The organism is Pseudomonas sp. rhizo25, assembly GCF_031931935.1.
GTDB classification, from domain to species: domain Bacteria; phylum Pseudomonadota; class Gammaproteobacteria; order Pseudomonadales; family Pseudomonadaceae; genus Aquipseudomonas; species Aquipseudomonas synxantha.
Genome location: NZ_JAUJXA010000004.1, coordinates 434972 through 452103 on the forward strand (window position 1 = coordinate 434972; position 17132 = coordinate 452103).

12 protein-coding genes are annotated in these 17132 nt (G+C 62.3%); 1 reads left to right on the top strand and 11 read right to left on the bottom strand.

Features of this window, described 5'->3' with window-relative positions:
* The first annotated feature begins 6 nt into the window (after positions 1 to 6).
* Positions 7 to 6945 (top strand): NEL-type E3 ubiquitin ligase domain-containing protein, encoded by a 6939-nt coding sequence (locus QZR30_RS11805; RefSeq protein ID WP_311903332.1) that lies wholly within the window; start codon positions 7 to 9, stop codon positions 6943 to 6945.
* Positions 6946 to 6993: 48 nt separating this feature from the next.
* Here the strand turns inward: QZR30_RS11805 and ureC are convergent, their stop codons facing one another.
* From ureC to urtA, 11 genes are all read right to left on the bottom strand, one after another.
* Positions 6994 to 8694, bottom strand: a complete 1701-nt coding sequence (gene ureC, locus QZR30_RS11810) for an urease subunit alpha (protein WP_046070685.1) — start codon at positions 8692 to 8694, stop codon at positions 6994 to 6996.
* Positions 8695 to 8807: 113 nt separating this feature from the next.
* Positions 8808 to 9113, bottom strand: coding sequence for an urease subunit beta (locus tag QZR30_RS11815; RefSeq protein WP_046070686.1), 306 nt, complete (start codon positions 9111 to 9113; stop codon positions 8808 to 8810).
* Entirely contained in the window at positions 9110 to 9643 is a 534-nt protein-coding gene (locus tag QZR30_RS11820) for a GNAT family N-acetyltransferase (RefSeq protein WP_046070687.1), read from the bottom strand. The genes QZR30_RS11815 and QZR30_RS11820 overlap by 4 nt, the downstream gene beginning before the upstream one ends.
* A 5-nt stretch (positions 9644 to 9648) precedes the next feature.
* The gene (locus QZR30_RS11825; protein WP_311903333.1) at positions 9649 to 10161 is read right to left on the bottom strand and encodes a GNAT family N-acetyltransferase; all 513 of its coding nucleotides are present in this window, start codon (positions 10159 to 10161) and stop codon (positions 9649 to 9651) included.
* A 9-nt stretch (positions 10162 to 10170) separates the two neighbouring features.
* Entirely contained in the window at positions 10171 to 10473 is a 303-nt protein-coding gene (gene ureA / locus QZR30_RS11830) for an urease subunit gamma (RefSeq protein WP_003171437.1), read from the bottom strand.
* Between the two features lie 86 nt (positions 10474 to 10559).
* Positions 10560 to 11399, bottom strand: a complete 840-nt coding sequence (locus tag QZR30_RS11835; protein WP_274357817.1) for an urease accessory protein UreD — start codon at positions 11397 to 11399, stop codon at positions 10560 to 10562.
* Between the two features lie 31 nt (positions 11400 to 11430).
* Entirely contained in the window at positions 11431 to 12129 is a 699-nt protein-coding gene (urtE, locus tag QZR30_RS11840) for an urea ABC transporter ATP-binding subunit UrtE (protein WP_274357818.1), read from the bottom strand.
* 133 nt (positions 12130 to 12262) lie between these two features.
* The gene (gene urtD / locus QZR30_RS11850; RefSeq protein ID WP_162252756.1) at positions 12263 to 13096 is read right to left on the bottom strand and encodes an urea ABC transporter ATP-binding protein UrtD; all 834 of its coding nucleotides are present in this window, start codon (positions 13094 to 13096) and stop codon (positions 12263 to 12265) included.
* Complete coding sequence (gene urtC, locus QZR30_RS11855; protein WP_046070691.1) at positions 13093 to 14160, bottom strand: urea ABC transporter permease subunit UrtC; 1068 nt, start codon at positions 14158 to 14160, stop codon at positions 13093 to 13095. The genes urtD and urtC overlap by 4 nt, the downstream gene beginning before the upstream one ends.
* On the bottom strand, positions 14160 to 15662 hold the full coding sequence (gene urtB, locus QZR30_RS11860; RefSeq protein ID WP_046070692.1) for an urea ABC transporter permease subunit UrtB: 1503 nt from the start codon (positions 15660 to 15662) through the stop codon (positions 14160 to 14162). The genes urtC and urtB overlap by 1 nt, the downstream gene beginning before the upstream one ends.
* Before the next feature lie 141 nt (positions 15663 to 15803).
* Positions 15804 to 17069 (bottom strand): urea ABC transporter substrate-binding protein, encoded by a 1266-nt coding sequence (gene urtA / locus QZR30_RS11865; protein ID WP_046070693.1) that lies wholly within the window; start codon positions 17067 to 17069, stop codon positions 15804 to 15806.
* Between the last annotated feature and the right edge of the window lie 63 nt (positions 17070 to 17132).

Below are 17132 nucleotides of genomic sequence, written 5' to 3' on the forward strand. Positions count from 1 at the left end.
CCCGCTATGTCAGAGCAACCCGTCACGCCTCCCCCCGAAGGTATGTTCAACGTTGACCTTCGGGGTGTGCACTACGACTTCCTCAAGGAACGTGTGCCCGCCTGGTTCAACCAGGCCACTGCCCAGCGTCAGCAAGAGCTCGCCGATCACGAACTGGAACTGCCCGGCTGGTACTTGATTGCCACGGCCCAGCAAAAGGCCGACCTGGCCGACAACCATCGTCGCTATCGCGAGACCTTGAACCAGGTAGAAGAGCACCTGGGCCAGATCGAGGATGTACTGGCCTTTGCCGAACAGCCGCTCAAGGACGCGATCAAGACCCGCTTCAAAATGGAACTGGACGTCAGGAACGTCTACTTCGCACGCAAGTACGGGTTCAAAAGTCGCGACGACTTGTACGGCGCCTTTGTCTTCGATCAGCAAGGTGACCCGGCGCAGCGCTATGAATACCGCGGCGTTTCCCTGCTGGAAGCGGCCCTGGCCAACTTCGCGCCTGACGAAGAGCGGGCCGGTGCCTGCGCCGATTGCCAGGTGATTACCACCTGGAGGGGCTTCGACAGCGACATCATCCCGACCCCCAGCGTGATCCAGGCGCATGCCCTGGCCATCCCTGGCCATGAATTTGCCCGACTGTGCCGCAGCCTGGACTTAGGCAAGCGGTATCAGCAACACATCAAAGACATCGTCCAACCCACGGACGACACCCAGCGCAGCGCGCTTGAACGCCAGCTGGAAGAGCATCACCGCCAGCAGTTGGCGTTGAGTGCCGAGGTGGCGGTGCAAACGCGGGAGTGGGGGATCGGTGCCGACGTCTACCGCATGCTCAAACACGTCATCACCGACCCCGGCAGCGCCAGGCTTGACGGTAAACCGGTGACGTTTGCGGCGCTGAAGATCTTTGGCTGCGTATTGGTCGGGCCCTTGCTGATCGGCCCTGGACGCAAAGACAGTGATCGGGTCGAGCGGCTGGTGGTGTTCATCCCCAACGACCCCCAGCAGCCGCTCAAGGAATATGCCTCCAGCGGCGATTTCATGGCTGACCTGCGGACCCGCTTGCACAGCCTTTCCTACCGGCGTTTTTTCAGCCGCTTCGTGCCTCAGCGCGAACAGGGCATGTTCTTTCAACAGTTCGATCGGTTGTACAAGCCCGCCAACGGCAATGGCGCGGCCGGTGACTACCCATTGGCCGCCAAGCCGGCGCGCTTACCTCTGGATGAGCTGGCGATCGGCGCAAGCCTGTGGCAAGCGTTGCGCGAGGCCCAGGTGCGCAAGATCCTCGCCGATGCTCGCGCCGTGGCGGTGCCCACCGGTGACGAAGACCGCCAGGCCCGCCTCGACCGGCTGGCCAGCTACCTGGATGCCGTGATCAGCGCGTTCAACCTCGCGGCCTTTGTGGTGCCGGGTCTGGGGCCGACCATGCTCGCGGTGGCGGTGCTGCAGATGTGCGCCGAAGGGTTCGAAGGGATCGAGGCTTACGAGCAAGGCGACCTGAAGACGATGTGGGCACACTTTTCCAGCGTGGCCCTCAATGCGGCCTTTATCGGCACCGGGGCCAAGGTACTGCCCGAGGTCAAGCTGTCGAGTGTGGTCGACAACCTCAAGCCGGTCACCCTGTCCACCGGTAAACAGGTGCTGTGGAACCCCGATCTGACCCCCTACAAGATATCGGTCCAATTGCCCGCAGACACCCAGCCTGACGCCCTTGGCCTCTACCACCACAATGGGCAGGCGTTGTTGCCCCATGAAGGTGATCACTATCAGGTCCGCCAGGAACCGGAGACCGGGCGATACCGCATCCAGCACCCTAGCCGCCCGGGCGCCTATGAACCGCTGCTGGAGCACAACCACGCCGGGGCCTGGAGCCATGAAGTCGAGGAGCCGCTGACCTGGGACCTGCCGACCCTGATCCGTCGCCTCGGCCTGCAACAGCGCGGGTTCGACAGCGATACCCTGGAGCAGGCGCGCCTTGCCAGTGGCGTCGAGGAAGACACCTTACGGCAAAGCTTCGTCGAGCATGAACCGGTGCCATTGGTGCTCGAAGACACCCTCCAACACTTCAAGGCCCATCAACACCTGAGCACCTTCGTCGAGCAAATGCGCAGCATCGAGCCGGCACTGCAGGCCCAGGCTGACCCGGTGCTGCAACTGCAGATCATGCGGCGTGGCGGCATGTTGCCGGTGGATATCGCGCTGCGGGTGGTGAGCGATGGCGCCAGGGTGGTATGGGAGGAACCGCTCTGGGCAGGTGCGTCCCGGCACGTGGTCGTGGTCACTGAAAACCAGTTGGCCGGTGGTCAATTGCTCAAGGAAGTCCTGCACACCCTGCAAGGCGTCGACCCGAACCTGGAGACGATCCCCGGCAGCCCTGAAGAGTCGTTGGCCGTGCGGGCCGACAAGGTGCGGGAGTCCATTGCCACTATTGTCGATACATTCAAGGGTTCACTGGTGGAAGAACGCTACAAAACGCTGACCGCGAGCGATGACCCTGACGTGAGACTGGTCCAGGGTACTTACCCGAAACTGCCGACGTCGATGGCCGCCGAGTTGCTCACCAGCCTGACCGATGAGCAATTGCAGGCGTTTCGCAACAGCGGGATTTTGCCCGAGGCGCAGCGCGAACAGGCGCGTTGGTTCGAGCAGGAAATTCGCGTTTCGAGGGCCTATGAAGGGCTGCACCTGGACACCCTGACCGACCTCGACAGCCAGCGCCTGGCCCTGCGCACCCTGGAGACCTTGTCCGGCTGGCGGCGGGGCACGCGGGTCGAACTACGTCAGTATTCAGCCGAAGGCAGCCTGCTCGACGCCATCGGCTCGCCGGACTCGACGCAGCGCAAGACCCTGGTGCTCAAGGCCAACGGCGTGTTCGACGCACCCATGCCGAGGGATTTCTACACCGCGACCTGGGCCCAGTTGTCCAGCGTGGAGCGCCAGGCCCTGGGCTTCACTGATGCCCTGCAAATGAAAGCCGCAATCCGGCATGCGCCGCTGTCGCGCCAGCCGTTGCGCACGGTGTTGCTGGAGCACCCGCTGCGCAAGCCGACCGTTGAGCCGGGGTTACGCCTGCTCGGTGGCGGGCGCGGTTTTCGCCGGCTGCTGGAGCGTATGACGGGGCCTTCACAAGCCTCGGCAAAAGCCCGGGCCAAAGTGTTATTCCCCTCCATGGGCGATGATGAACTGGACACGTTTATCCTGTCGTTGGGCAGTGATGTGCGTGGCGGGCTGGCTCGCTACAAAGCCCAGCTACAGACGCTGCAGACGGAGTTGGCGACGTGGGTGCAAGCCAATGCATCGTCGGCGACCGCGCATGATCAAACCCCTGCCTACCGCGTATCCCAGGAGATTGAGAGGGCCTGGCGCCGCATGGGGTCAGGCACCCTGCGCCTGCTGATGAGGGATCTGGAACTGCCGCCATTGAGCGCTGACTTCAGCCATGTGCAGAGGCTTGACCTGTATGGGGTCAAGTGGTCGAGTCAGGCGGACACTTTCCTTCAAACATTTACCGGGCTCAAAGACCTGAGCGTTCGCAAAAGTGGCCTCACCGAGTTGCCCGCTGCCATCGGCAACATGCCCGACCTGACCTCGCTGGACCTGAGTGCCAACAACATTCGCCTCACCGCTCAAAGTGCTCGGATGCTCAGTGGCCTGGGCAAGCTTGAAACGCTGCGGCTCACTGGCAACCGCTTGGGCATTGCCCCGGATTTCAGTGCGATGCCGCGCTTGAAGCAACTGAACCTCAGGGGCGCGCAACTGGAGCAGTGGCCTGCGGGCCTGACCGCGTGCCCCGAGCTGGAGGTGGTCGATTTGAGCCATAACCAGTTGCGTGAGGTGCCCGTGCAATACCTCAACCCGGCTCCCGAGCAGCTTGAAGAGACTGCCCGAGTCAACGGGGTCACCTTGCTTGAGGGCAACCCATTCCCGCCCGGTTACTGGAAGCAATTCGATAACTATTGGAAACGCCTGGCGGAGGCTCGATCGCCAGTGGTGACAAGCGCTCGTGAAGGCGCGTTTGACAGTGGCAACCCCAGGCTTGCAAAGGTGCGGCGTATGTATCCGAACAAGCGCACGCACGAAGCCAGGGCGTGGGTGTGGCTGATGGGCGAGGAAGCCGATGTGACGCTGGCCAGGCTTGAAGGGGAATTCAATACCCTGGAGCGACAGTTGAACGCCTGGACGTTTTCGGGCGGCGCAGAACGCCAGCGCTACGTACGGGCAGGCGAGCGGCGAGCCAACACCGAAAACCTGGATGATCGTTTCCAGGCTCAGCAACGGATCCTCGCCTGCTGGCGTGGGGAGACTCCGCAAAAGCTCAGCAATGACGGACAACCGATTGGCCTGGAGCTGGACTTGAGTGGGTTGACACTGCCGAGCTTGCCGGACCTGGACGTGGATTTCAGCCAGGTAGGCTCGCTAAAGCTGAGCAACATGCAACTCAGTGCGTCGCCGGAAGGGTTCCTGGCGCGCTTCCGGCATCTGCGCTGGCTGGACCTGTCCAGCAACCAGTTGCGCGAACTGCCGCCGGCCCTGGGTGAAATGCCCAACCTGACCCGCCTGTTCCTGAATAACAACCAGATCCGCCTGACGCCCGACACGGCGCAGATACTGTCTGAACGGGTGACGTTGCGTGCGATATGGCTGCACGACAATGCGTTGGGCATTGCGCCGGACTTCAGCCGCATAACCGATTTGCGCACCCTCAGCATGAACCACGCAGGTCTTGAACATTGGCCCGCCGGCTTGGCGCAGCAGCCGGACCTGGGCCAGGTGGACCTGAGAAACAACAACATTACGACCATCCCAGCCTCGGTCACCGTACCGGCAATGGAGCGGGTCAATAATGTCACCACGGTGTCCGGTAACCCTTTGACTGAGGACACTCTGCGGCAGGTGAGGGATTACAGCCAGCAACTGGGCGGGCGGCGCAATCTTCTGGTGTACACGGCATTGGTCACCCGGGTCCCAATCGGCCCTGACTTGGCCACCCGCCAGGCATTTGGGCGCTGGGTCCAAGACCTGCCTGCCACGCAGCTGCCGGCCAGAATGACTCAATGGGTCAGGCTCGGCCGCGAGGAAGGGGCGCGCCCATTCTTCGACATCCTCAACCGCCTGGAACCGGCGGGCGCTGGCCACGCCGACCTGCAACGGCGGGTCTGGGAGGTGATTGACAGCGTCACTGAAAACACCGCGCAATCGGACAGCCACCGCAAGGAAGTGTTCGACCGGGCTGGCGCGCCGGGTTGCTGTGACCTGGCGGCGTTCTCCTTCAGCAACCTGGAAACCCTCACGCTGGTCTACAGAGCCCGTGCCCAGGCCGCAGGGCAGATGCAAGTGGCACAGCTGGCAAGCCTCTCCAAGGGCCTGTTGCGTCTGCACGAAGTTGACAAGATCGCTTCTGCGGATATCCAGCGCAGCGAGGCTATCGTCAATGATCCCTCGATGTCGATGACCGATAAGTTGCCCCATACCCAACGCCTGGCCGAAGAGGTGGAGATCCGGCTGGCCTATCGCTTCGGCCTCAAGGACCGGTTGCAATTGCCGGGGCAGCCGCAGAAGGTCAGGTTCACCAGTATGGGCGGGGTTACCCCGGCGATGCTGGATGCCGCCTACGAAAAAGTCATCGCCCTGGACAACTCCGCCGAGGAGTTCCAGGCCCTGTTGTCCCGTGAGTTCTGGCAGGACTATGTGACGCATAAATACAGGGCGCAATTTGACCGGCTCAGCGAGCCCTACCAGCAGCAGTTGGCTGCCCTGCATGATCAGAGGGTGGCCGAGGCATTGTCCGACGCCCTGTATGAGGCCAGGGCCGATGAACTACAGGCTCGGCTGGTGATCGAGGAAAGCGGGTTGATCGAGACTCTGAGCCGGCGGGAAATCGCTGAGGCGTTGTTGCCCCGTGGTCCGCTCGAAGGGTTGGTCGAGCCCGGCGTTGGCCCTGCCGCCGGGTTGCAGCTCAACCAGGCGCAAGCCATTGATCTGGACGGCAAGCAATATTTTATCGCGAGCATGCCCGATGCCCGGGATGGCGAGTACTACGTATTGTGGGTGCAGGCAGCGCAGAATCCATTTGCCCTGGTCAGCAGCGGTATCGTTGCCAGGCCCGATCTCGACGGCGTGTGGAAGCGCAGGGGCTCGGCGGGTGGCATGCGCTCCGGCAGCTCCAGCGATGAGCTTGAAGAGGCCTCCGAGTCCATGCCGGTGGAGCCCTACACCGGGCTCGAACTGAGTGCCATGAAGCGCGAAGTGCATTTCACCCAACTGCGCAACGTACCCGGCAGTTATGACCGCGTTAACAACGGCAGGTACCCGCTGAGGAACCTGCAAGGCAAACCGATGCGTATCCGAAAACTGCAGAGAGAAGTCGTGACCGACTCGGGCGTCAAGTACAGCTCAGAGCAGATCAAGCCTTACATCCAGTTTGAAGGCTACGAAAAGGTGGCAGCGCGCTATGACGAGAAGCTGCAGCGGCGCGTGTTCACTGCCCAGGACATGCAAGTGCCCGAGGAAAAAGTGCTGATCGGACAGTCCATGGTGGTCGCCAACCGGCGTATTGCCAAAGGTGAAATCCTCGGCGTCTACGGCGGCACCGTGCTGCCCTCTCAGGTCGCAAGCCCAGGTGGGCAGACCTATATCATGCTTGCAGGCGCCAGGCCGACCCCTGGAAAACTCGGCATGGAGCCGATCGAAATCTCGGGGGATAACATCCTCTCCAGGATCAATACCCACTTTGAATATGACGCCAACGGCAAGCCCGTACGCCAGGCCGCCAGCGGCTACAACGTTGAAGGGGTAGGGTTCGACGTCGAAGTGGAGGAGGGGCAGGGTGCCAAGAGCACCAGGAGCACTATGATCCTGACGGCGATATTTGCCATTGAAGATATCCCGGCGGGCGTCGAGCTGCGCATGGATTACCAATACAGCGAAGGCATGATCGCGACGTTGTTTGCGTAGTCTCCACTCCCTGCAGGCGCGAGCTTGCCCGCGCCTGCAGGGGCGGGTTCAAAACAGGAAGTAACGCTGGGCCATCGGCAGTACATCCGCCGGCTCGCACCACAGCAACTGGCCGTCGGCCTTGACCTGATAGGTCTGTGGGTCAACCTCGATCTCGGGCAGGTAGTCGTTGTGGATCAAGTCGGTTTTCTGCACATCGCGACAGCCCTTGACCACCGCAATCTGCTTCTTCAGGCCCAGGGCCTCGGGCAACCCGGCGTCCTGGGCGGCCTGGCTGATAAAGGTCAGGCTGGTGGCGTGCAACGCGCTGCCGAAGCTGGCGAACATCGGGCGGTAGTGCACCGGTTGCGGCGTGGGGATCGAGGCGTTGGCGTCGCCCATGAGGCTTGAGGCAATCGCACCGCCCTTGAGGATCAACGTCGGCTTGATGCCGAAGAACGCCGGGCGCCACAGTACCAGGTCGGCCCACTTGCCCACTTCGATGGAACCGACGATATGGCTGATGCCGTGGGTGATTGCCGGGTTGATGGTGTACTTGGCGATGTAGCGCTTGGCGCGGAAATTGTCGTTGCCGGGGCCATCGCCGGGCAGGGCGCCGCGCTGTTTTTTCATCTTGTCGGCGGTCTGCCAGGTGCGCGTGATCACTTCACCGACGCGGCCCATGGCCTGGCTGTCGGAGCTGATCATCGAGAACGCGCCGAGGTCGTGCAGGATGTCTTCGGCGGCGATGGTCTCGCGGCGGATGCGGCTTTCGGCGAAGGCCACGTCTTCGGCAATGCTCGGGTCCAGATGATGGCAGACCATCAGCATGTCCAGGTGTTCATCGATGGTGTTGCGCGTGAACGGCCGCGTCGGGTTGGTAGAGCTGGGCAGCACGTTGGGGTAACCGCAGGCCTTGATGATGTCCGGCGCATGACCGCCACCGGCGCCTTCGGTGTGGTAGGTGTGGATGGTGCGGCCCTTGAGGGCAGCGAGGGTGGTCTCGACGAAGCCGGACTCGTTGAGGGTGTCGCTGTGGATCGCCACCTGCACATCGTATTGGTCGGCCACGCTCAGGCAGTTATCAATGCTTGCCGGCGTCGTGCCCCAGTCCTCATGCAGCTTCAAACCAATGGCGCCGGCCTTGACCTGCTCGATCAGCGGCTCGGGCAAGCTGGCGTTGCCCTTGCCGGTGAAGCCTATGTTCATCGGGAACGAATCGCTGGCTTGCAGCATGCGCGCCAGATGCCATGGGCCGGAGGTGCAAGTGGTGGCATTGGTGCCGGTGGCCGGCCCGGTGCCGCCGCCGATCATGGTGGTGACGCCGCTGGTCAACGCCTCTTCGATCTGCTGCGGGCAGATGAAATGCACATGGGAGTCGATGCCGCCGGCGGTGAGGATCATGCCTTCGCCAGCAATTACCTCGGTGCTGGCGCCGATGGCCATGGTCACGCCGGGCTGGATATCCGGGTTGCCGGCCTTGCCGATCGCATGGATGCGGCCGTTCTTGAGGCCGACGTCAGCCTTGACGATGCCCCAGTGGTCGATGATCAATGCGTTGGTGATCAGGGTGTCCACCACCTCATGGGCGAGCAACTGGCTCTGGCCCTGGCCGTCGCGGATCACTTTGCCGCCGCCGAATTTGACTTCTTCGCCGTAGACGGTGAAGTCCTGTTCCACTTCGATGAACAGGTCGGTGTCGGCCAGGCGGACCTTGTCACCGACGGTGGGGCCGTACATGTCGGCGTAGGCTTGGCGGCTGATTTTCATGTGTGGTTGCCCTGATAAAGATGTGTTGAATGTGCGATCGCTATCGGGTGCAAGCCCCCTCCCACACTTAGAATGCATTCCCCTGTGGGAGAGGGCTTGCCCCCGATGAGGCCCTAAAGGTCACCCATGACCCGCCCTGCAAACCCAAATACCCGCCGCCCCCCGCTTAAATCCACCAACTCTACCTCCCGCCGTTGCCCCGGCTCAAACCGCACTGCCGTGCCCGCCGGAATATTCAGGCGCATGCCACGGCTTGCGGCACGGTCAAACTCCAGCGCGTCATTGGTCTCGAAAAAATGGTAATGCGAACCCACCTGAATCGGTCGGTCACCGCTGTTGGCCACGTCGAGGGTAAGGGTACGGCGGCCGACATTCAGTTCGATGTCGCCCGGCTGGATCTGGTATTCGCCAGGAATCATGCAGGTTGCCCCAGGGTCTTGAAGTAGATGGCGGTCGGGCTGTAGCGCCCGTCCGGGCTTTGGCAGTAGTCGGGCAGCTCACCGACCTTGGTGTAGCGCAGCGACTGGTAGAAGGCTTCGGCGCCGGAGCCGGCCTCGGTGTCCAGGTACAGCAGGCCGCGCTTGTGCTGGCGTGCGGCGAGCTCCAGGGTGTTCATCAATTGCTGGCCCAGGCCGTGGCGGCGGGCGCTGCTGTGCACCAGCAGCTTTTGCACTTCAGCGCGGTTGAGGCCATTGGCTTTTTGGCACAGCGCCAACTGCACGCTGGCGATCACCTGCTCGTCACGCACCACCACCCACAGCAGCAGGCTGGCGTCTTCGATGCTGGCTTGCACGCCGCTCAAATAGGTGCGGGCCTGGGCTTCGTCGAAGTCGTCCATGAAGCCCACCGAAGCGCCATGCTGCACCGCATCCAGCAACAGCTCGATCAAGCCCAGGCGGTAATGGGCAAAACTTTCAGCATTGACTCGACGCAGTTGTGCAGCGTTCATCGATCTTACTCCTTGGGCGGTTCGGCGCCCGGGTTCAAGGTCAGTTGCATAAAGGTCAGGTCCAGCCAGCGGCCGAACTTAATGCCCACTTGCGGCATATGCCCGGTGGTGATGAAACCCAGGCGCTCATGCAGGTGGATGGACGCCTGGTTGGCGCTTTCGATGGCTGCGACCATTACGTGCTTGCCGCCGCTGCGCGCACGCTCGACCAGCGCTTGCATCAGGCGTGGGCCAAGGCCCTTGCCACGTTGATCGTTGCGCACGTACACCGAGTGTTCGACGCTGTAGCGAAAGCCTTCGAAAGGCCGCCAGTCGCCGAATGAGGCGTAGCCGATGACTTCGTCGTGTTCCACCGCCACCAGGATCGGATACTGCTGGGCCTGGCGCGCACTGAACCAGGCTTGGCGGTTGGCCAGGTCCACCGGTTGTTCGTTCCAGATCGCCGTGGTGTTGAGCACGGCGTCGTTGTAGATGTCGCGGATCGCCGGCAGGTCGTGTTCGGTTGCATCACGAATCATCACAGTGCCTCACGCAATGGGCTGGTGGACGGTGACCAGCTTGGTGCCGTCGGGAAAGGTGGCCTCCACCTGGATATCCGGAATCATCTCCGGGATGCCTTCCATCACCTGTTCGCGGCTGAGCAGCGTGGTGCCGTAGTGCATCAGGTCGGCTACCGTGCGGCCATCGCGGGCGCCTTCCATCAGGGCGGCGGAGATGTAGGCGATGGTTTCCGGGTAGTTGAGCTTCACCCCGCGTGCCAGGCGGCGCTCGGCGACGAGGCCTGCGGTGAAGATCAGCAGTTTGTCTTTTTCCCGTGGGGTCAGGTCCATGGTTCAAGGTCCTTCAAAGAATGCATTCTTGAATTTGACAGAGATCAAGTGTGGGAGGGAGCAAGCCCCCTCCCACATTTTGATCTTCATGTGCTCCAGATTCTTGGTGATATTGCTTCTCTGCCGAGTATGGCCGGGCGCAGCAATCGCCATAGATCTATCAACCATCCTCGCGCCAGCAGTGCTTCACTGGCCAGGCAGCGGGCGACCAGCAAGCCCGGCAATTGGGTCAAATCGCCGCGCACTGCGTGGGGCAGCGAGCGGCAACGCTCAAGCAATTCAGGCTCAACCTCACCCGTCACCAGCAATGTGGCAAACACCGGCTGCCCATCCAGCCCGATGGGCGAATCCAGCAGCCCATCGGCGCCCACGATGCGCTGGCGCTCATGCCAGAGCAACTGCCCGTCGCGGCGGATATCCAGGTGTGATTGAAAGTGGCCGAGGTCGAACCGTTCGCCGCTGGCCGGGCGCCCCAGGGCGACCACATCCCAATAGAACAACCGCGCATCGCCCAAGAGCTCGATGCGCGTAGTGAGTTCGGCCTGGGCGGCGCTGAACACGATGGTTTCCTGGGGCAGCCATTCCAGCGTCGCGCCGGCCTCGACGGTCAACTCGACTTGCTGAAACGCCGGGCCGCTGGCGCGGTACCACTTGGCGGCGCCGGGGCTGGTCAGTTGCGCCCAGGCCCCAGTGCCGACATGGGCGCTGATGTCCAGGCGATCACCGCCGGCAATTCCGCCGGGCGGGTGCACGATGATGTGCTGGCACACCCCGGGGCCTTCGGCGTACAGGTGCTTTTGCACCCGCAGCGGGCCAAGGTGGCGGCGCAATACCGGGCGGGTGGTGTCGCCGAAACGTGCATAGCCGAGTTCCAGCTCGGCGTGCCAGCTGGGGGTGAACAGGGCAGGGGATATGGGCAGGTTCATGGCCGGGTGCTTATCGTCAGGAGGCTACAGATTAGATGGTTACCAACCCACGCACACCTTCGTTTTCCATATTTTCACCGCGGCCCTGCTGCACGATTTCACCCCGGGACATCACCAGGTACTGGTCCGCCAGCTCGGCGGCGAAGTCGTAGAACTGCTCCACCAGCAGGATCGCCATATCGCCGCGTTCCGCGAGCTTCTTTATCACCGCGCCGATTTCCTTGATCACCGACGGTTGGATGCCTTCGGTGGGCTCATCGAGGATCAGCAGGCGCGGGCGGCTGGCCAGGGCGCGACCAATCGCCAATTGCTGTTGCTGGCCGCCGGACAGATCGCCGCCACGGCGATGCTTCATTTGCAGCAACACCGGGAACAGCTCGTAGATGAAGGCGGGCACTTCCTTGGCTTCGGCGCCGGGGAAGCGCGACAGGCCCATCAGCAGGTTTTCTTCCACCGTCAGTCGGCCGAAAATCTCCCGACCCTGGGGCACATAAGCGATGCCAGCATGCACACGCTGGTGAGGCTTGAGTGTGGTGATGGCCTTGCCTTCCCAATTCATCGCGCCTTCCTTGGCCGGCAGCAAACCCATCAGGCACTTGAGCAGGGTGGTCTTGCCCACGCCGTTACGCCCGAGCAGGCAGGTGACTTCGCCGATCTTCACGTCGAAGGACAGCCCGCGCAGGATGTGGCTACCGCCGTAGTACTGGTGCAGCTTGTCGACTTGCAGCATTCTCAAAACCTCCTCAATCCCCTGTAGGAGCGAGCTTGCTCGCGAAAAACCTGAGGGCGCCACGTGCATTCAGGATGCCCGCGTTAGCGTTAACGATCTTCGCGAGCAAGCTCGCTCCTACAGGAAAACCATCTTAGCGACCGAGGTAGACCTCGATCACCCGCTCGTTTTCCTGCACCTGTTCCAGCGACCCTTCGGCCAATACGCTGCCCTGGTGCAACACGGTGACGTGGTCGGCAATCGAGCCCACAAAGCCCATGTCATGCTCCACCACCATCAAAGAATGCTTGCCCGCCAGGCGCTTGAACAACTCGGCGGTGAACTCGGTTTCGGCGTCGGTCATGCCCGCCACCGGTTCGTCCAGCAGCAACAGTTGTGGGTCTTGCATCAGCAGCATGCCGATTTCCAGGAACTGCTTCTGGCCGTGGGACAGCAAGCCGGCGGGCCGCTGCACCGAGGTGGTGAGGCGGATGGTCTCGAGTATTTCGTCGATACGGTCCTTCTGCTCGCCGCTCAGGCGTGCGCGCAGGCTGGCCCAGACCGACTTGTCGGCCTTCTGCGCCAGCTCGAGGTTTTCGAACACGCTGAGGGCTTCGAACACCGTAGGTTTCTGGAACTTGCGGCCGATGCCGGCCTGGGCGATCTGCACTTCGCTCATGCTGGTCAGGTCCAGGGTTTCGCCGAACCAGGCCTTGCCGTGGCTGGGCCGGGTCTTGCCGGTGATCACGTCCATCAGCGTGGTCTTGCCCGCGCCGTTGGGGCCGATGATGCAGCGCAATTCACCGACGCCGATGTAGAGATTCAGGTCATTGAGGGCCTTGAAACCGTCGAAGCTGACGCTGATGTCTTCCAGGGTCAGGATGGTGCCGTGGCGGGTGTTGAGCCCTTTGCCTGCCGCCTGGCCGATACCGATCGCATCGCGGCCGCTGCCGGCATCGAAAATAGGTTCAAGCATGACGTTCCTCATTTTTTCAGCAGGCCGATAACGCCCTTGGGCAGGTACAGGGTGACGATGATGAACAGCGCACCGAGGAAGAACAGCCAGTACTCCGGGAAGGCTACGGTGAACCAGCTCTTCATGCCATTGACCACGCCCGCGCCGAGCAACGGCCCGATCAGCGTGCCGCGCCCGCCCAAGGCCACCCACACGGCGGCTTCGATGGAATTGGTCGGCGACATTTCGCTGGGGTTGATGATGCCCACCTGCGGCACATACAGCGCGCCGGCAAGCCCGCACAACACCGCACTCAACACCCATACGAACAGCTTGAAGCCACGTGGGTCGTAACCACAGAACATCAGGCGGTTCTCGGCGTCACGCAGCGCCGTCAGCACCCGGCCGAACTTGCTCTGCGCCAAGCGCCAGCCGATGTACAGGCTCGCCACCAGCAACAGCACTGTCGCCACGAACAACACCGCCCGCGTAGCGGGTTCGGTGATGCCAAACCCGAGGATGCTGCGGAAATTGGTAAAGCCGTTATTGCCGCCAAACCCGGTCTCGTTGCGAAAGAACAACAGCATCCCGGCAAAGGTCAGGGCCTGGGTCATGATCGAGAAATACACACCCTTGATCCGCGAGCGGAAGGCGAAGAAGCCGAACACCAATGCCAACAGTCCAGGCGCCAAGATCACCAGGCACAAAGCCCAGAGGAAGTGGTCGGTGCCGGCCCAGTACCAGGGCAATTCGGTCCAGGACAAAAAGGTCATGAACGCCGGCAACTGATCCCCTGACGCCTGGCGCATCAGGTACATGCCCATGGCATAGCCGCCCAGGGCAAAGAACAAACCGTGACCCAGGGACAGCATGCCGGCGTAGCCCCATACCAGGTCCAAAGCCAGGGCGACGATGGCATAGCAGAGTATCTTGCCCACCAGCGTCAGGGTGTAGGCGGAGACATGCAAGGTACTCTCCGCCGGCAGCAGCGACAGCAGCGGCAATGCCAGCAGCACGGTGAGGATCACCACGCCGACGGCAATCGTCACCTTGGGGCCGGCCTTTTGCGTGGCCGTGAGCATCAATGGCTGATTCATCAGTCGATCACCCGTCCTTTCAGTGCGAAGAGTCCTTGCGGGCGTTTCTGGATAAACAGAATGATCAGCGCGAGGATCAGGATCTTGCCGAGCACGGCGCCGATCTGCGGTTCGAGAATCTTGTTGGCAATACCCAGGCCGAACGCCGCCATGACGCTACCGGCCAGTTGGCCGACACCGCCGAGCACCACCACCAGGAACGAGTCGATGATGTAGCCCTGGCCCAGGTCCGGGCCGACGTTGCCGATCTGGCTCAGCGCCACGCCACCAAGGCCCGCGATGCCGGAGCCGAGGCCAAAGGCGAGCATGTCCACCCGTCCGGTGGGCACGCCGCAGCAGGCGGCCATGTTGCGGTTCTGGGTGACGGCGCGCACGTTCAGGCCCAGGCGCGTCTTGTTCAGCAGCAGCCAGGTGAGCACTACCACGAACAGCGCGAAGGCGATGATAACGATGCGGTTGTACGGCAGCACCAAGTTGGGCAGTACCTGGATGCCCCCGGACAACCAGGCAGGGTTGGACACTTCGACGTTCTGCGCGCCGAACACCAGGCGCACCAGTTGGATCAGCATCAGGCTGATGCCCCAGGTGGCGAGCAGGGTTTCCAGCGGTCGGCCATACAGGTGGCGAATCACTGTGCGCTCCAGAAACATGCCGATGGCGGCGGTGACGAAGAACGCCACCGGCAGCGCGATCAACGGGTAGAACTCGATAGCAGCAGGCACATAGCGCTGCATCATCAGCTGCACCACATACGTCGAATAGGCGCCGAGCATCAGCATCTCGCCATGGGCCATATTGATCACCCCGAGCAGACCGAAGGTGATCGCCAAGCCCAGCGCCGCCAGCAACAGGATCGACCCCAGGGACATGCCGCTGAACGCCTGGCCGAGGATCTCGCCCATCATCAGTTTGCGCTTGACCTGGGCCAGGCTGGTTTCGGCGGCGGTGTGCACGGCGGCGTCGGCTTCCACCCCTGGCGCGAGCAGCGCTTCAAGACGGGTGCGGGCCAGCGGGTCGCCGGTGCTGCCGAGCAAGCGCACGGCAGCCAGACGCACCACCGGGTCACTGTCCACCAGTTGCAGGTTGGCCAGGGCCAGGCTCAGGGCGGTGTGCACACCCTCATCGGTCTCGGCGGCGACCTGCTGGTCGAGGAATTTCAACTGCGCAGGTACGGCGCTTTTTTGCAGGGTACGGGCTGCTGCCAGGCGCACCTTGGGGTCGGCGGCGAGCAACTGCTGGCTGGCCTGGACGTTATTGATCAAGCCGCGCAGGCGGTTGTTCAGGCGTACGGTCCTGGTCTCGCCGTTGAGCGTGAGCTGGCCTTGTTGCAGGGCGTCCACCAGCTCGATGCGCGCCGGGTCGGGCTGGGCGGCCCAGTCCTGGAGCAGCTTGGCTTGTTGCGTCGGGTTGGCGGCGAGGAAGTCTTCTGCGTCGCCTGCATATGCCGCCAAAGGCAGCAACAGCAGCAATGCCAACAAGCAGCGTGGGAGGGCAGTAGGCATAACACAATGTCCTAGTCATGCGCGGTCAACACTGTGGGAGGGGGCTTGCTCCCGATGGCGGTGTGTCAGGCAATGCATGTATCACTGACCCGCCGCTATCGGGAGCAAGCCCACTCCCACATTTTTGATCTGTGGTGGGCTTTAGTTGCTCTTCACGGCATAGTCCGGCTTTTTGTCATTGCCCGGAATGTAGGGGCTCCACGGCTGCGCCCGAATCGGCGCTTCGGTTTGCCACACCACCGAGAACTGCCCGTCGGCCTGGATCTCACCGATCATCACCGGCTTGTGCAGGTGGTGGTTGGTCTTGTCCATGGTCAGGGTGAAGCCCGACGGTGCGGCGAAGGTCTGGCCGCCCAGGGCTTCACGCACTTTGTCGACGTCGGTGGACTTGGCTTGTTCTGCGGCCTGGGCCCACATATGGATGCCTACGTAGGTGGCTTCCATCGGGTCGTTGGTCACGGCTTTGTCCGCCCCCGGCAGGTTGTGTTTCTTGGCGTAGGCTTTCCAATCGGCGACGAACTTCTGGTTCACCGGGTTTTCCACGGACTGGAAGTAGTTCCACGCCGCAAGGTTGCCCACCAGCGGCTTGGTGTCGATGCCGCGCAGTTCTTCTTCGCCCACCGAAAACGCCACCACCGGTACGTCGGTGGCCTTCAGGCCCTGGTTGGCCAGCTCCTTGTAGAACGGCACGTTGGAGTCGCCATTGACGGTGGAGACCACCGCGGTCTTGCCGCCAGCGGAGAACTTCTTGATGTTGGCAACGATGGTCTGGTAGTCGGCATGGCCGAACGGGGTGTAGACCTCTTCGATGTCTTTGTCGGCCACGCCCTTGGCATGCAGGAACGCTCGCAGGATCTTGTTGGTGGTGCGTGGGTACACATAGTCGGTGCCGAGCAGGAAGAAACGCTTGGCGCCGCCGCCTTCTTCGCTCATCAGGTACTCCACCGCCGGGATCGCCTGCTGGTTCGGTGCCGCACCGGTATAGAACACGTTGGGCGACATCTCTTCGCCTTCGTACTGCACCGGGTAGAACAGCAGGCCGTTGAGTTCCTCGAACACCGGCAATACCGATTTACGCGACACCGAGGTCCAGCAGCCGAACACCACGGCCACCTTGTCCTGGGTCAGCAGTTGCCGGCCTTTCTCGGCGAACAGCGGCCAGTTGGAGGCAGGGTCCACCACCACCGGTTCGAGCATCTTGCCGTTCACACCGCCCTTGGCGTTGATCTCGTCGATGGTCATCAGCGCCATGTCTTTAAGCGAGGTTTCGGAAATCGCCATGGTCCCGGACAACGAGTGCAGGATGCCGACCTTGATGGTCTCGGCGGCCTGTACGGTCCAGGTCAAGCCCATGGCAACCAGGGATGCCGACAAAGTAAAAGCCTTGATCAAGCTACGACGCTGCATGGTGCGATCTCCGTAAACCGATATTTTTATGAGGGCAGATACACAGGACTTTGCAAAGGCTGT

Coding starts and splice junctions, on each gene's coding strand:
- ureC (WP_046070685.1), bottom strand. CDS start 8,694: ATGAAAATCAGCCGCCAAGCCTACGCCGACATGTACGGCCCCACCGTC.
- QZR30_RS11815 (WP_046070686.1), bottom strand. CDS start 9,113: ATGATTCCTGGCGAATACCAGATCCAGCCGGGCGACATCGAACTGAAT.
- urtE (WP_274357818.1), bottom strand. CDS start 12,129: ATGCTGCAAGTCGACAAGCTGCACCAGTACTACGGCGGTAGCCACATC.
- urtD (WP_162252756.1), bottom strand. CDS start 13,096: ATGAGGAACGTCATGCTTGAACCTATTTTCGATGCCGGCAGCGGCCGC.
- QZR30_RS11805 (WP_311903332.1), top strand. CDS start 7: ATGTCAGAGCAACCCGTCACGCCTCCCCCCGAAGGTATGTTCAACGTT.
- QZR30_RS11835 (WP_274357817.1), bottom strand. CDS start 11,399: ATGAACCTGCCCATATCCCCTGCCCTGTTCACCCCCAGCTGGCACGCC.
- ureA (WP_003171437.1), bottom strand. CDS start 10,473: ATGGACCTGACCCCACGGGAAAAAGACAAACTGCTGATCTTCACCGCA.
- urtA (WP_046070693.1), bottom strand. CDS start 17,069: ATGCAGCGTCGTAGCTTGATCAAGGCTTTTACTTTGTCGGCATCCCTG.
- urtC (WP_046070691.1), bottom strand. CDS start 14,160: ATGAATCAGCCATTGATGCTCACGGCCACGCAAAAGGCCGGCCCCAAG.
- QZR30_RS11820 (WP_046070687.1), bottom strand. CDS start 9,643: ATGAACGCTGCACAACTGCGTCGAGTCAATGCTGAAAGTTTTGCCCAT.
- QZR30_RS11825 (WP_311903333.1), bottom strand. CDS start 10,161: ATGATTCGTGATGCAACCGAACACGACCTGCCGGCGATCCGCGACATC.
- urtB (WP_046070692.1), bottom strand. CDS start 15,662: ATGCCTACTGCCCTCCCACGCTGCTTGTTGGCATTGCTGCTGTTGCTG.